General features: G+C 66.1%; 16 protein-coding genes and 1 tRNA gene. 9 read left to right on the top strand and 8 right to left on the bottom strand.

What is annotated here, in order from left to right; genetic code table 11:
• The 5 genes from LH62_RS27765 to LH62_RS30910 all read right to left on the bottom strand — a co-directional run.
• Positions 1 to 190 (bottom strand): DUF4158 domain-containing protein (locus LH62_RS27765; protein ID WP_201445688.1); only part of this gene is annotated, 190 nt, incomplete at its 3' end.
• Positions 191 to 492: 302 nt separating this feature from the next.
• Positions 493 to 963, bottom strand: coding sequence for a PAS domain-containing protein (locus tag LH62_RS32835; protein WP_082013010.1), 471 nt, complete (start codon positions 961 to 963; stop codon positions 493 to 495).
• A 65-nt stretch (positions 964 to 1,028) separates the two neighbouring features.
• Positions 1,029 to 1,370: a hypothetical protein gene (locus LH62_RS27760; protein WP_043367485.1), complete on the bottom strand. Its 342-nt coding sequence runs from the start codon at positions 1,368 to 1,370 to the stop codon at positions 1,029 to 1,031.
• Positions 1,367 to 1,639 (bottom strand): hypothetical protein, encoded by a 273-nt coding sequence (locus tag LH62_RS27755; RefSeq protein WP_043367484.1) that lies wholly within the window; start codon positions 1,637 to 1,639, stop codon positions 1,367 to 1,369. The genes LH62_RS27760 and LH62_RS27755 overlap by 4 nt, the downstream gene beginning before the upstream one ends.
• Positions 1,636 to 2,259: a hypothetical protein gene (locus LH62_RS30910; protein WP_043367483.1), complete on the bottom strand. Its 624-nt coding sequence runs from the start codon at positions 2,257 to 2,259 to the stop codon at positions 1,636 to 1,638. Before LH62_RS30910 ends, LH62_RS27755 begins: the two co-directional genes overlap by 4 nt.
• A 161-nt stretch (positions 2,260 to 2,420) precedes the next feature.
• On the opposite strand from LH62_RS30910, the gene LH62_RS27745 reads away from it, so the two are divergent.
• From LH62_RS27745 to LH62_RS27720, 7 genes are all read left to right on the top strand, one after another.
• Positions 2,421 to 3,146, top strand: a complete 726-nt coding sequence (locus tag LH62_RS27745; protein WP_052215200.1) for a recombinase family protein — start codon at positions 2,421 to 2,423, stop codon at positions 3,144 to 3,146.
• A gap of 118 nt (positions 3,147 to 3,264) precedes the next feature.
• Positions 3,265 to 4,209, top strand: a complete 945-nt coding sequence (locus LH62_RS30905) for a hypothetical protein (RefSeq protein ID WP_144404780.1) — start codon at positions 3,265 to 3,267, stop codon at positions 4,207 to 4,209.
• Positions 4,210 to 4,261: 52 nt separating this feature from the next.
• Entirely contained in the window at positions 4,262 to 4,444 is a 183-nt protein-coding gene (locus LH62_RS27740) for a hypothetical protein (protein ID WP_144404779.1), read from the top strand.
• A gap of 136 nt (positions 4,445 to 4,580) precedes the next feature.
• Positions 4,581 to 6,038, top strand: coding sequence for a DEAD/DEAH box helicase (locus tag LH62_RS27735; RefSeq protein ID WP_082013008.1), 1,458 nt, complete (start codon positions 4,581 to 4,583; stop codon positions 6,036 to 6,038).
• Positions 6,035 to 9,727, top strand: a complete 3,693-nt coding sequence (locus LH62_RS28840) for a toprim domain-containing protein (RefSeq protein ID WP_052215198.1) — start codon at positions 6,035 to 6,037, stop codon at positions 9,725 to 9,727. Before LH62_RS27735 ends, LH62_RS28840 begins: the two co-directional genes overlap by 4 nt.
• Positions 9,727 to 10,110: a hypothetical protein gene (locus tag LH62_RS27725; RefSeq protein WP_144404778.1), complete on the top strand. Its 384-nt coding sequence runs from the start codon at positions 9,727 to 9,729 to the stop codon at positions 10,108 to 10,110. The genes LH62_RS28840 and LH62_RS27725 overlap by 1 nt, the downstream gene beginning before the upstream one ends.
• Positions 10,107 to 10,409 (top strand): hypothetical protein, encoded by a 303-nt coding sequence (locus LH62_RS27720; RefSeq protein WP_043367478.1) that lies wholly within the window; start codon positions 10,107 to 10,109, stop codon positions 10,407 to 10,409. The genes LH62_RS27725 and LH62_RS27720 overlap by 4 nt, the downstream gene beginning before the upstream one ends.
• Before the next feature lie 329 nt (positions 10,410 to 10,738).
• Here the strand turns inward: LH62_RS27720 and LH62_RS27715 are convergent, their stop codons facing one another.
• Positions 10,739 to 11,494: an iron-containing redox enzyme family protein gene (locus tag LH62_RS27715; RefSeq protein WP_043367477.1), complete on the bottom strand. Its 756-nt coding sequence runs from the start codon at positions 11,492 to 11,494 to the stop codon at positions 10,739 to 10,741.
• Positions 11,481 to 12,149, bottom strand: a complete 669-nt coding sequence (locus LH62_RS30900; protein WP_144404777.1) for a hypothetical protein — start codon at positions 12,147 to 12,149, stop codon at positions 11,481 to 11,483. Before LH62_RS30900 ends, LH62_RS27715 begins: the two co-directional genes overlap by 14 nt.
• Positions 12,150 to 12,453: 304 nt before the next feature.
• Here LH62_RS30900 and LH62_RS27710 point away from each other — a divergent pair, with 304 nt between their 5' ends.
• Entirely contained in the window at positions 12,454 to 12,774 is a 321-nt protein-coding gene (locus LH62_RS27710; protein WP_043367476.1) for a hypothetical protein, read from the top strand.
• A 32-nt stretch (positions 12,775 to 12,806) separates the two neighbouring features.
• Here the strand turns inward: LH62_RS27710 and LH62_RS30895 are convergent, their stop codons facing one another.
• Positions 12,807 to 13,124, bottom strand: coding sequence for a hypothetical protein (locus tag LH62_RS30895; protein ID WP_144404776.1), 318 nt, complete (start codon positions 13,122 to 13,124; stop codon positions 12,807 to 12,809).
• An 8-nt stretch (positions 13,125 to 13,132) separates the two neighbouring features.
• Here LH62_RS30895 and LH62_RS27705 point away from each other — a divergent pair.
• Positions 13,133 to 13,207 (top strand) — tRNA-Gln (locus tag LH62_RS27705).
• The last annotated feature ends 430 nt before the right edge of the window (positions 13,208 to 13,637 follow it).

Here is a 13,637-nt window from a genome sequence, read left to right as displayed (position 1 = left end):
CGAGGTACTCGACCGCGGCCGGCGGCAGATCCGCCTCGTCGTCCGGGAAACGCCTGTAGGCACGCCAGTGGACGAGCTGCGCCGCCAGGCCGAGCCTACCGCCGTCCGGCAGGCCGGCAACCAGCACCAGATCGGCCGCGCCGAGGGTCCAGATCTCGCTGAGATCCTCGGCCATACCGTCCCGCCGCATGTCTGTCCCCCGCAGTACCCACCGCGAGGCTACGGGGAAGGCTCGCCGGCCGTCACGCTACATGGCCATCTCGCGCAGCTTCGCGGTCACTGGGCCTTCCAGCGAGGAACAATCACAAACTCAACCGCTGGGAGGTGCGTTGATGAGGTAATAATCCTTGTCGATGCGAACTCAGGGCCATCGTCCCCTCCCAGGAACGGCCCCTTTTTTTTGCCCGCAGCTCGATTGCGGCAGCAGCGGCTCACCTGCGGTAAGCGGGGGTTATCGCAGGTGAGCGTATGTTAAGCGCGAGCGAGGAGCACCTAATCGCCGGACCTGTCCCATCCGAAGACGCGGCGCAGGCGGGCCCTTAAGTTGCGGCTTCGATCTAAAAGAGCGCAGGTTTCCGTGTACAGCGTCAGGTGCCGTCTCCGGCTCGCTTCCCAACTAGGCGCATCAAACAAAGGAAAGCTGGTCGCACATAACCGAACCGCATTACCGATCGGGCTTGTTAACCGAGACACATGGTTTTCGACCCAGACTGTCGATCCATCAGGGTGAACATAACGCTTTTGGATAACAAAAGGCTGGCCGTTTGAAACTAATCTATGCAAAAGCTTGAGATTGAGTGAAAGATCGTCGATATGGCTTATTTGCTGTAAGGTTAAATGTTTTAATTCGCTTGGTTCTCTCTTTAACAAGCGACAATAGCTATTATCGAACTCGAGGAATTTCCCATTCAAATCGGTTACGACATGGCTAACAGTAGAATCGTGCACAACGAGAGACCTCAACTGCGTACGGAACTACCGATGTTTGTTTTCAGTACCGCACGCTTAAGCTTGGAACAACCCTGTCTCTATGCTCTCTTCGCCACCTTCGCCCAAGCCCGCATTGCCGCCCCGCACATGGACAGCGGCAGGGTCCGCCCCCATTGCCCATGATGGGGAAAGGGCAGTGTGTCGGCGTCGCGGCCGGAGCGGCGGCACGGCGCATAGACCCGGCCGCCCACAGAGGTGGCGGTGATCCACTCAAAGCCTACCGGTAGTAGGGTCCGCGCCGCGGCCTTGTCAGTCGTGTAGAACGGCGCCGGGCCAGTACGCCCTATCGCCTGATGGATGGTCTCGTCCGCAATGCGGCTGCCGGCTTTGACCACAGCCAGCCGGTCGGCGATGCGGATCAGGCGGTCAAAGCTCGTCACCGCTTCGCCTTAGGCACCGCTCGCATGTAGCGGGGCAACCGCCTCTCATCGACCCACAGGTCGACCAGCGGCGTGATGGTCCCGGCCACGCCGAAGCTGTGACCGTGGAGCGGGTGCTCCAGCATCACTAAGCGGCACACATGGCCGCCCTTCTGGCACTCGATGACGGCGCCGCGATAGCTGTAGGACGGGCCACCGAGCGGGCCCTCGGCGGCGGTTTCGACGAGCCGGGGGCGCTCGGGCTCGAGCGGGATCAGTGGATCACTCATCCGATCAGCTTCCGCCACCAAGGCCGCCGGGCATCGGCTTCAAGCCGATCGGCGCGCTCCTCCGCCTTCTGGACGCGCTCGCGCAACCCGTTCGCCTCCGCTGTCGCCACGGCCGCCCGGGTGTGCTCCGCCGCTAATTCCTCAGCCCGACGCTCAGCAGCAGCGCGAGCCTCGGATGCGGCCACCTCTGCTGCGGCCACTCGCGCGCTTGCCGCCGCCGCTTCGGCTTCAGCCCGCTCGGCTCGTCCCCGGTCGACCAGGTGTGCGGCCTGGGCGGCGTCCAGGGCCGACCGGGTACGACCCAGGTCGGCGGTCAGGTCAGCCACGGTCGACCGGAGGTCGTCCACGGTCTCGCGCAGAACGGCTAGGGCTAACGCCTCGGCCGCGTCCCCCGGTTGTCCCTGGTCGACCAGGGACAACAGTTCCGGGGGCGGGAGATTAGCCAGGTCGGCAGCCCAAATTTCAGTCTGCCCGTCCGTGTTACGACGCCGGGCTTTGAGGCTGCCACGCCGCACCCGCTGGCGCAGCGCCTCGCGCGTATGCCCGCTGCGCGCCGCCGCCTCGGTCAGCGTCAGCCATTCGGGGGCGGCCGGGGTGTGTCCAGGGTTGTCCATGGCCATAGCGATGCGGTCCGCGACTGCCGTCCCTGGTCGACCAGGGGACGCGACCACCCCTGGAGGTTGACGCGCCACTCTGTAAAGCTGTAAACAATCTTTTGGATTGTTGACGGATTTCGGGCCTAACCTATTGTCTCGGAAGCGGTAGATAGAGAAAGAAATCCATGGCGAAGCCCGCTTCCGTTGCCAAGGGCGCCGCAAACTCCCGGGCTGTGGCGGCCGTCGTCTACTACCGGACCAGCTCCGCCACGAACGTCGGCGCCGACAAGGACAGCGAGCGCCGGCAGCGCGAGGCGGTAGCGGCCTATGCCAGGGGGGGCCGGCTGGAGGTGGTGCAGGAATTCTACGACGCGGCGGTGAGCGGGGCCGATCCGGTCGACCAGCGCGCCGGCTTCGTTGCCCTCCTTGAGCACTGCCGGGAGCATGGCATCGGCATGGTGCTGGTCGAAAACGCCAGCCGCTTCGCCCGCGACTTGGCGGTGCAGCTGGCCGGCCATGCCCTCTTGCGCCAGCGCGGCATCGAGCTCGTGCCGGTCGATGCGCCGACCTACTTCACTGACCCGACGCCGACGGCTGAAATGGTCCGGCAGATCCTTGGCGCGGTGGCGCAATTCGAAAAGGCCTCGCTGGTCGCCAAGCTTCGCGGTGCCCGGGAGCGGAAGCGCGCCGACACGGGCCGGTGCGAGGGGCGCAAGCCAGTGCCGGCCGAGGTTGTAGCCGAGGCGCGCCGCTTGGCCCGCCGCAACCCGAAGACCGGCGAGACGCGCAGCCTCCGCGCCATTGCCGGCGCCCTCGCTGTCAATGGCATGATGGGCCCAAGCGGCAAGCCCTACCTGCCCGGCAGCGTGGCGGCGATGCTCGGCCGCGGGCCGCAACGCCGGGAGGCTTAGAGTTGCTGCTCACCAAGTTCGAGCAGATAGAGTATCTGAGGGATCAGCAGATACCCTATTGCGCGTCCGTCTCTCCGTGGTTATCGTTCGCTCTGCACGGCCAAAGAGGAGGCGCTGCATGACGGTACGGCGTCCCGATCTGGTAGATGTGTTGGCAGCCCATGGCGTTCCGCCCACGCATGCGGAAGGCACCACCCGCAAGCAGATGGAGGCGGGCGATCTTCCCCAGCTAAAGGGCCCCCGGAGCGCTACCCGCGCTTCCTACTCCCCTAAAGATTGCGCCGTCGCGTTGCTCGGCTTGGCAGGCGCCGGCCCCAGCGAGGGACATGCTGCCTACGCCCAATTCCTTCCCTTAGAGGTGAAGGCTTCCTCGGGCAGCGTCGTATTGGACCCGATCGGCCGCCTTCTGCCAGATCTGCTGGCAAAGAACCCGGCGCATAGCCTCGAGGCGCCGATTGACGTCGTGTCGTTCCTGACGGAGTTCATTACGAATATCAGCGCTCTGTCCGCCGAGGATGCCGCCATTCTGGAGCGCAGCCCTGAGGCTCGGAGTGTCCGGCTGGATTTGTGCGGCAATCCAGCCTTCATGGTGTTCCGCTGGAGCAGCGATGGCGTCGAGCATTTCGTCCGCTGGGAACACCCGGCGCCGCTGGAAGATATCTTCGGCAGCGAGCCGCCGGCATTCCAGCGCACCACCATCCTCTTTTTCCCGCTGCTGTTCGCGGTCGCCCGGCTCTTCGCCGGCGAGAACGCCCGCAGCGAGACCACAGCTTCACCCTCAAGGACCGACAATTCCGCCGGCCTGAGTGAAGATCCTTCCGTCCCTGAAAACGAGAAAACCCCGGACCTGCCAGGGTCCGGGGCCTCTACTCGTTTCCAGTCCTGCAACGGCGCCAAACTCTCGCCACACAGCACCGGGCATAGCAACACCCCGGAAAATAGTGTGGGTGATAGAGAGAGACAAGCGCCGTGGCGGGGTGGGCGGAGGGCAACCCCCCGCCAAAAGGCGCATCCTCATGCGAGACCCAGCCAAGAACGTCCTGCTTACTCGCCTCTCGAGTGAGTTAGCAGTCCTGACCGGCCAACCCCCGCCGTCCTACCGTAAGTTGTATCTCATGATCCTCGACGGCCAGCTGCCGGAGGTCGAGATGAACGAGCATGGCCGCTATGAGGCGCCGCGGGACAGCCTGCCTCGTATCGCCAAGGCCGTGGGTCTGACCGTCGCCGAATTGCCGCGCCGTCCAGCGCGCAAGCCGGCTGGTCGTGCCGTCCTCCCCAACGAAGCGGCAGCGGCCTAGTCCCAGAATTGCGAGACCCGCCCTGGGGTGAGCCGGGGCGGGTCGCGGGACGCGTGGGCTGTGCAACGGCTCAAATATAACGCTTCCCATTCGTGGTTCAATGGACTTCGGCCGCTGCCCGAGAGGGGGCAGCGCAATGGCGCATTCTTACACCCCACCACCCCCGCCGGCCGTTGCTCTCCGGCCCTACCAGGCCGAGGCGATCGAGGCCGTTCGCGCCGCGTTCCGCGATGGGGCGCGGGCTCCCCTGCTCGTCTTGCCGACCGGCGGCGGCAAAACCGTTGTCTTTGCCGCCATCGCCGCCTCGGCCGTGGCGCGCGGCCGCCGCGTCCTGGTGCTGGCTCATCGCCGCGAGCTGGTGAAGCAGGCCAGCGCGAAGCTCAGCGCCGCCGGCGTCGTGCACGGAGTAATCGCGCCGGGCTTCGAGGCGACCGGTCACCTCGTTCAAGTCGCCAGCGTGCAGACGCTGGCCCGGCGTCTCGACCGGCCGGAGCATGCGCGCTTCGACCTGATTGTCGTCGACGAGGCGCACCACGCCGTAGCCGGCCAATGGGCAACGGTCCTCGCCGCCTATCCGGGTGCACGAATCCTGGGCGTGACGGCGACGCCCGAGCGGCTGGACGGGAGAGGACTCGGCGTCGAGGCGGGCGGCCCGTTCGACGCCATGATCGAGGGCCCGCCCGTCGCCGAGCTGGTGGCCGGCGGATTCCTGGTGCCGGCCCGGACCTTTGCGCCGTCAGGTGCGCCCGATCTGTCCCGTGTCGCCATCCGCGCTGGCGATTACGAGACCAGCGCGTTGGCGCAGATCATGGGAGACCGCGCGCTGATCGGCGATGCCGAGGCGCACTACCGCCGCCTGGCGCCCGGCCTGCCGGCGGTCGCCTTCTGCGTGAGCATCGCGCACGCCGAAGACGTGGCGGCTGCCTTCCGGGAGGGCAGCTGGCGGGCTCTAGCCGTCAGTGGCGACACACCGACCGCCGACCGCGACGCGGCCTTGGCCGGCCTCGCCACCGGCGAGGTCCAGGTCCTTTGTACCTGCGACTTGATCAGCGAGGGCCTCGATGTCCCGGCGATCGCCACCGCGATCCTGCTGCGGCCGACCAAATCTCTCGGCCTTCATGTGCAGCAGGTTGGCCGCGGAATGCGCCCCGCGCCAGGGAAGGGCGCGCTGCTGATCCTGGACCATGCGGGCAACACCCTGCGGCATGGCTTGCCCACCGACGCCCGCAAGTGGCGCCTTAACGGGCGCGAACGGCGCGCGGTGACCGGCGCGGCGCCCGTGCGCGAGTGCCCGCAGTGCGCGGCCGTCCACGCCATATCGGATCGGAAATGCCCGGAGTGCGGGCACGAATACTGGTCCGCCGCGCGCGAGATCGAGATCCGCGAAGGGCAGCTGCGGGAGATGGAGGCGGCGGCGGCTACGGCGCTGCACGCCCAACGGCTGCGCACGATGCCGCTGCGACAACTGTTGGAAGACGCGACAACGGAAGCCGACTTGCGCGAGATCGCCCTCGCCCGTGGCTACAAGCCCGGCTGGGTCTTCCACGTACTGCGCGACCGCAGTCTATCGCGCTTGGCGAGGCTAGCAGGTTGACCCATCGCCGCACCTTCGACGAGCCAACCGTCGTCGCTGAATTCGGCGATGCGCTCAGGGCAGCCGGGTTCCGGTTGAAGGCGTCGCCCGTGATGGACGGCGCATGGCATCGCGCGCCTGTTGAAGGCGATCGGGGCGCGAAGAAGTCCGGCCGGTACCGGGGGTACCTGACCGGTCACCGGCCGGCCGGCTTTATCGAGAATTTCAAGAACCCGTCCGCGAGCGGGCCTTGGAAGGCCGGCGTCGAAACCCCGCGCATGTCGCGGACGGACCGGGACGCAGCCGATGCGCTTCGGATTGCGCGGGACCGCGCGGCCGAAGCCCGCTTGGAGACGATTGCCCAGGAGAGCACGGCCACATGGGACTGTGCGCCGGCGGCGCCGGCCGACCATCCCTACCTGGTCGCCAAGCGCATCCCGGCGAACGGCCTGCGCGTCGATGGGCGCGGTCGGCTGCTGGTGCCGATGCTCGACTTCACCGGGCGCCTACGCGCCCTGCAAACCATCGCGCCAAGCGGCCGCAAGCTTTTCCCCAAGGGCGGCAAGGTGCATGGGCTGCACATGCTGCTCGGCGAGGTGGAGCCAGGCGGCGTGCTGCTGGTCGCCGAGGGCTTCGCCACCGGCGCCACGCTGCACCAAGCCACCGGGCACGCCGTCGCCGTCGCCTTCACGAAGAGCAACTTTGTCGCCGTCGCGCGGGCCTATGGCGAGCGCCTCCAAGGCCTGCGCATCGCCTTTGGCGGCGACAACGACCACCACCACCCGCGGCGTGATCCACCCTTGCCGAATGTCGGCCGTGACGCGGCCGAGACTGCCGCCCGCGACGTCGGCGGCGTGGCGATCCTGCCGCACTTCGAGCCGCACGAGACCGGGACCGACTGGAACGACTATGCCGCGGCGCACGGCCTTGACGCCGTCCGCGCGGCCATCGAGGCGGCGCTCCCCCCGCCGCCATGCCCGGCACCCCCGCCGCTCGCGCCGTATTACGTCGCGCCCGAGAATACCCGCGCCGACGCGCTCGCGGCGCTGGCGCGCGAGGTCGATGGCTTCTTTGCCCATGCGGCCGCCCACGTTGCAGCCAGCGAGGCCTGGCGCAAAAGCAAGGCCGCACTGGATGAGGTCCTGCCGCCGAAATCGCCTGGCCGCCGCGCGGCTCTACGCACTGCACGCGCGGAGATCGCTGCCATCTATGGCGCGGACTGGCGCAACCCTGGCCGGCGCCTCCTGGTACCCGCCGCGGCGGGCGCGGGCAAGACGCAGCTGACGACGGCAGAGATCACCAAGCGCCTGCCCGAGCTGGGCAAGGTCAACTTCTACATCGACACCCTCGACAACGCCGTCGCCGTTGCGTCGAAAATCCCGACCGCCAGGGTTGTGCGCGGACGCGGCGCCGTCGATCCGAAGAGCCCGGACGGGGCGCTGATGTGCCTTCGGTACAAGGCCGCCGAAGCCGTAGCCAAGGCAGGGCTTCCGGTCGGCCAAACCCTTTGCCGGGACGCCAACGGCAGAACATGCCCGCTCTTCGATCGCTGTGGATACCAGCGCGATACGGCCGGCATTCGAGATCAGCCGGGCGCCTTTGTTGGCTCGCACGAGTACCTGACGCTCCAAGGGGGCATGCCTTCGCCCGATGTCGCCGTGATCGACGAAAGCTGCGTGCCGAAGCTGATCGGCTATGTCGAATTCGGCGCCGACCGGCTGCTCCCGGTCGAGATGCCGGATTGGCAGGCCGCCGGGCTGGCGGCTGCGACCGGCTATCGCGAGATCATGGTTCGGGTCTCGGATGCCTTGCGCGACCCGGCCGGTATCCTGGCCGGGCTGCGGTCGCGCGGCATCGATAGGGCCTCGGCCCTTGCCCCGGCGATTGCTTTTCTGCGGGCGGTCGAGGAGCGGGAATACACCGGCGACATCACGCCGACGATGGACGATGCGGCGGTGCTGGAGCGCCTCGAGCGGCACACCCGCAGCGAGATCTCCGACGTGCTCAAGATGCTGGTTGCGCTGCGGGACGAAATCGCCATGCCGCGTGACCAGGCGCACAGCGTCGCATTCCACCCCGACAAGATCGTTAAGGTCGACGGCAAAAAGGAGCGGCAGACCCGCATCAGTGTCCACTATCGGAAGGATCTGGCGTTCCGCGCCGATATCCCGGTGCTGGTGCTGGATGCCTCAGGCGATATCGAGATCTACCGCCGGCTTCTCGGCGGCCGGCTGACGGCCGCGACCACAGTCCAGTGCGACCGCGACGTCGAGGTGGTCCAGGTTAAGGATGCAGCGTTGCCCCGCAGCTCGCTGCTTGGAACGGACCGCCACGGCGCCCCCCTCTCAGAGACCAGCGTGGCCCGCGCCGAGCATCTGCGCTCCGAGATGGTCGCCACCATCAACGCCCTCGCCGCCCGGCACGACGGCGAATTCATGCTGGCAACCTATATGGCGGTTGAGGCCGCGGTGACGGCCGATGTGGCCGAGATTGGGGTCAACGCGGGGGTGCTGACCGGGCACTTTGGGAAGCTGCGCGGCCGCAATGACTACGAGGACTGTCCCGCTGGCATGGTGCTTGGCCGCAATCAGCCGCCACCATCGGCAATGGAAGCCATGGCGCGGGCCATCTGGGCTGCCGATCCCATGCCGCTCGACCTCACGGGCGGGTATCGGAAGACCGAGCGCGGGATTCGGATGCGGGATGGCTCGGCGGTACCGGTCGAGGTGGACGTTCACCCGGACCCCCGCGTCCAGCGGGTGCTCGAACTCCATCGCGAACGGGAGAGCGAGCAGGCCGCCGACCGCCTCCGCCTCATCCACAATACCAGGCGCAAGGTGCTCTATGTCGCGTGCAATCTGCCGTTGAACCTGACGGTTGATCGGGTGGTAACCCGACGGGGCCTAGTCCACGAAGCAACCGGGCGCGTCGACAATGGCCGGACCGGCAAGGGCCGGCGGATCTACGGCAACCGGCTGGTTGAGGCGTACCGCCTTAGCGGGGGCATTCTGCCCTTATCGCGGCATGAACTTTCTCGCGTTTTCAAAGGCCTGTGGCCATCCGAGAGGCGTGCTCGTGAGGATCTCGGAAAGATGGCCGTCTCTGCAATACAATATCTATTAGCAGAGACGGCCATCTATCGGCCGGTGCTGGTCGCCTACAAGCTGGAGGGCCAGAAGTGCCCGTCGCGGGCCCTGATCTCGCCGGAGATCGCGGACGGCCGCGCCGCCTTACAGGCTCTCCTGGGACGGCCCATCGTCGCCTTCGAGGCCCAAGACGACGATCCCGAGCCGCCCGACGCGCCGCAGCCGTCGCCGCCGGCGGCTCCAGCCCCAGAACCGGCCGAACTCCTTCCGAAGGAGACCGCAATGCTGCCTTCGCTAAGTGCGCTGCGCCCGATGCGCCGCCCTGCTGATGTGCTCTTGAGCCCAGACCCGGCGGTGATCGAGGCCGGCCCCGACGCGCCGTGGTCTTGCCTGGGCGCATCGTTGGCTCCTGCCGCAGCCCGGCTGGCCGCCTTATCGCGCCGGCTCGAATTAGTCCGCCCGCCGCGTGCGCATGGCGACGGGCTGGACCTGGCGCGGGAGGCGCCGTGGCGTGATCGGCAGGCGGCGGCCCGTGCCCTATGGCCTCCGGCGGACCGTGCGGCGTGGCCCGCGGCGCTGGGCACTCCTGCTGCCCGGGTGCATGCCGCGGTGAGGCTGGGTTGATGCTCGACCAGCCCGATCGAAACGCGCGCACGCGTACGCGCGCTCACGAAGCAGCCGCCATGCCAATCCCGCGGGTGGTGGCGGTGCGAGTGCCGGCGATCGACCGGCGGACGCCGTTCGTGGAGATCGAGGTAGAAATCGGCCCGGTCGCGGTGGTGGTGGGCGTGGCGCACACCCGGCGCGGCTGGCTTGAGCTCCGGATCCCGCAGGCGTTTGCAGGCGGCCCGGCGATTACTGTGAGCCCGGCGATTTGGGGCGAGGTGGAGCAACTGGCGCTGACCACCGCCACCACCGACCCCGCCGCCAAGCGCCACCTGATGAACCATCGCTATCAGCGGAACACCCGTAGCAGCACGTCCGCGCCGAGGGAGATCTCGCTATGACCGCCTGGACGCCCCGCGCCATCTCCGTCCGGGTGCCGGCCGGCGAGCGGCGTACCCCTATCGCCATGGTGCGCTTGGCGCTCGGGCCGCTGATGCTCGAGCTCGGCGTGTCGCGGCTGAAGAAGACCGGGCTGATGGTGCGGCTGCCAATGGGCGAGGGCGGGGTGCCGGCGGTCGAGGCGGACGCACCGACCTGGGCTGCGATCCAGCAGGCGGCCATCGGCGCGGTGGCGGCGGACCCGGTTGCCCGCGAGCACCTGCTCGGGCCGGAAATGAAGAAGCTGGGCTTGGCGCGGTGATGCCCTTGGACAGCTCGGCCGAGCACCTGGACGAGGCGCTGAATGCCCTCTCCGCCGCCGGCTATGTGCGCGGCTTGCGAGTGCTGCAGGGCTGCCGCTTAGGGCCGCAGAAGCAGCGCGACGATCAGGGGCAATCTCCCGGCACCAACAGCATGACGATGCCGCCGCTCGGTGGCGGGATGGAGTGGCGAACCGGCGCGCCGCGCATGATTCGGGCCAATCCACCGCACATCTGCAGGGGGCGAGCGAGAATCCCGCCCCTACTCGCGCCGCTTGTTAGCGGCGCAATTGGCGCTGTCCCTGCAGCGTTGCCCGCTGTGATGGCTTCTTTAAGCAGCGGCCGTGAGTTCCCTCATGTCGAAGGATCGAATGCGCTGCTTTTCTTCCTCAGATAGCTCGCCTTCCTGCTGATCGAGCAGCGCTGCAAGGCTGTCGGGCCTCACCGCCCATTCCGCCATTCGCAAGTAGAGCACGGCGCCTTTGCGAGCGCCCTCTACCAAATCGTCGAAGTGTCGGCGCTCCAGGCCTGCTTCAGCAATTGCATCCATAATCTGGGTGCCATGAGGCAGCGTCTCATGCTGGTGCAGGACAAGGAACTTGGTGTTCTCCCGTCGCAAAAACGGCCCTTGGAGCGCCTTCACAACCCAAGGCTTAGCCGGCCCATCAGAGATGTTCTCCAAAACCGTCGCCGCCCCAAGGCGAACAAAGGGACGTTCAGCGATGATGGATGTGAAGTATGCATGCCAAAGCTCCACATCGAAGGGCATCGGCATCGGATTGAGGCCAAGCGCATCAAGATCGCTGGCTGCTACAAGGTAGTGGAGCTCCTCCTCGTTTGCAAAGTCCGTCAGGAAGCGCCGCAGCTTCCTGCGCTTTGCAAGATCCGGATGAGCTGCAACGGCTAGGAAATACCGCTGAACGCCACGAGTGAGATGGTATTGGAAAGAGAGATACCGGACATACTGATCTACCGTCGTGCCATGGTGCTCCAGATAGGAGCGTAGCAGGACAGCAAAGCGTTCTTGCGCTTCTTTGACCACCGCATTGATGCGCTCCATACCGGCCTCGGTGTCACGCGGCAACATCGAAATTTTTCCTGTGCTGAGTGGCCTGCATTCGAGTGTCCAGCAACATGACATTTAAGCGTCCAGCTGCCTGATCGTCAGTCCAAACATCGGTTGCGGTGAACTCGAAGCGAGTGAAGTAGCGAACCAACCGTGGTGCGGTCTGCATCAAACAGTAGCGGTATCCCGCAGTGACGGTCTGCTGGCGGACAAAGCGAATCAGGTCTGCCGCGTGTGAGCCGCTGTGCTCAATAGCCCGAACAAGCCTTGTGCAGATGAGTGTTCGATCCCGCTCAATTCCAAGTTCACCAGCCACAGGTAGCAGCACGGCGCTCGCGGGAACGGTGCTGTCCATTAGGACATTGATACGCATTGCAGCCGTCAATTGGCCTTCTTGCAAACCGCATATGTTCACGCCTGTGAAGTCAGCGTGTTCGAGAAGGCAGTTAGGTTGGAGCACTGCCGACTGGTATAACTTCTGTTGTGCTTCAACGTACTGCGTGTAACGAAGACGTCCGATATGAGCCAGCAGCGCCCAATCCCGAACGACGGTGATATGCGGGAATGTTTGGCTTGGAACCAGCGCTTCTCTGAGGCTGAGTGGCTGTCGGGCCAATTTGCCGTCCATACTCGCAGGAGTGTCAATACTTCGTCCGTAGCCGTCCGTGAATTCCACCGAGGTCAGCGTAGACCCACCGCTAGAAAGGCAGGCACAACCCAACCATGCATTGAATTTCCCCAAATTGAAATGACGCTAATGGCAAAATTTGTGTGATAGCTCAAAAAAGAGACGGTCACTTGTGTATTGTTGCGGCAGTTATCGCGAGTGCCGAGTCACCTTGAGGTCGAGGCGGTTTTGCGGCGTTGGCACCGAGAGCATTGCAGCGATCATGTGTTCGGCCTAACAGGACGTAAGCTTGATCCGGCATGGGCCGATACTGTGCGTAAAGCTGGATATGGCTAAAGCCACTTCATCACAGATGACTGAAGATGAGCCCGCGCCGGTCCGCCGTGGCCGCGTCGCGATGCGCCAGGCCGTCGCCGACTTCGCCGCTCCAGCCGCTGGATGGCATCTCATTGTGCAATGCGCCGGACACTGCCGGCGGCAGCACCGGCTGGTGGCGGAGCTGGTGCCGCAGATCTCGCCCGGCCTGACCTGGGCCGAGGTGCTGCCGAAGCTGCGCTGCAACCAGTGCGGCAAGCCGGCCGACATCGTGGGCTTGAGCGGCCCGCCGGAGACGCCAGGCGTTGGAGGCACGTGGCTGCTGCTCCAGCGCGGCGCGGGGCAGTGGCGGATCTGACACGGCATTCCTCGCCGCCACCTCGATGGGGCTTAGCGCCGAGACATCTGATCGTTCCCGCCCAGCGCCAGCCGAACCATCTCGTAATCCTCGGCGGTAAGCTGGCCGGTCTGGAAGGCCTGCAGGGCGGCAGTCTCGACCTCGATGCCCAGCTTCTGCGCTGCCACCTTAATTTTAAGGCAAAACCCTGTAAGCCGGTCTAACTCGGCTTTAAAAGTTGCTTTGTCGGGATAGGTTCGGTTCATCGCTTCTGCCCCGCCACTAGCGCGACGCGCATGTAATTCGGCAACAGGCCCGACGCTGTAACCGCCACCGTCAACGAGCGCGAAATCTAACTGTCCTTCACTCACTAGATCGATGCCCGGTCGTCTAACTGGTAGGACAGCCGCCTTTGAAGCGGTCAATCTAGGTTCGAACCCTAGCGGGGCAGCCATTGGCATGCCGGTGGCCGAGGCGACCAAGTTGATGACGGGGAAACAGTGGAGGGCAGGCGATGTGGCGCTGCTTGAGGCTGCTGCCGCACGACTAAGGCTGGTGGTGCCGAGCCCTGGTGGGCGGGGCAGCCAGGCTTCTCCCAGCTCTAGGGAGAGAGCCCCCTAGTTCCTCCGCTAGATGGCATGTGCCGGCGTTTGCTAAGCAGCAAAAGCCACAATGGCGCGACTGCCTAGGTCGCCACCCACCCAGGGCTGGCCGGCGTTGGCCGCCAGCCCTGGGCGGTAGTTATGCGGCCTTGACGCCCTGGAGGAAGGTGGCGACCTCGGAGCCGAGGCGCTCGGACTGGCGGGACACCTCCTCGGCGGCCTGGAGGACGTGACCGGCAGCCTCGCCGGTCTCGGCCGAGGCGCGGCTGACGCCGCCGATGT

The sequence above is a fragment of the Belnapia sp. F-4-1 genome (genome assembly GCF_000802185.1).
Classification (GTDB): Bacteria; Pseudomonadota; Alphaproteobacteria; order Acetobacterales; family Acetobacteraceae; genus Belnapia.
Note: the sequence above shows the minus strand (reverse complement) of the source record. Positions and strands in the feature narration are given on the sequence as shown.

Bases quoted from the DNA above. Each gene is read 5' to 3' on its own strand.
- LH62_RS27755 (WP_043367484.1), bottom strand. From the start codon at position 1,639: ATGAGTGATCCACTGATCCCGCTCGAGCCCGAGCGCCCCCGGCTCGTC.
- LH62_RS30910 (WP_043367483.1), bottom strand. From the start codon at position 2,259: ATGGCCATGGACAACCCTGGACACACCCCGGCCGCCCCCGAATGGCTG.
- LH62_RS27745 (WP_052215200.1), top strand. From the start codon at position 2,421: ATGGCGAAGCCCGCTTCCGTTGCCAAGGGCGCCGCAAACTCCCGGGCT.
- LH62_RS30905 (WP_144404780.1), top strand. From the start codon at position 3,265: ATGACGGTACGGCGTCCCGATCTGGTAGATGTGTTGGCAGCCCATGGC.
- LH62_RS27740 (WP_144404779.1), top strand. From the start codon at position 4,262: ATGATCCTCGACGGCCAGCTGCCGGAGGTCGAGATGAACGAGCATGGC.
- LH62_RS27735 (WP_082013008.1), top strand. From the start codon at position 4,581: ATGGCGCATTCTTACACCCCACCACCCCCGCCGGCCGTTGCTCTCCGG.
- LH62_RS27725 (WP_144404778.1), top strand. From the start codon at position 9,727: ATGCTCGACCAGCCCGATCGAAACGCGCGCACGCGTACGCGCGCTCAC.
- LH62_RS27720 (WP_043367478.1), top strand. From the start codon at position 10,107: ATGACCGCCTGGACGCCCCGCGCCATCTCCGTCCGGGTGCCGGCCGGC.
- LH62_RS27715 (WP_043367477.1), bottom strand. From the start codon at position 11,494: ATGTTGCCGCGTGACACCGAGGCCGGTATGGAGCGCATCAATGCGGTG.
- LH62_RS27710 (WP_043367476.1), top strand. From the start codon at position 12,454: ATGACTGAAGATGAGCCCGCGCCGGTCCGCCGTGGCCGCGTCGCGATG.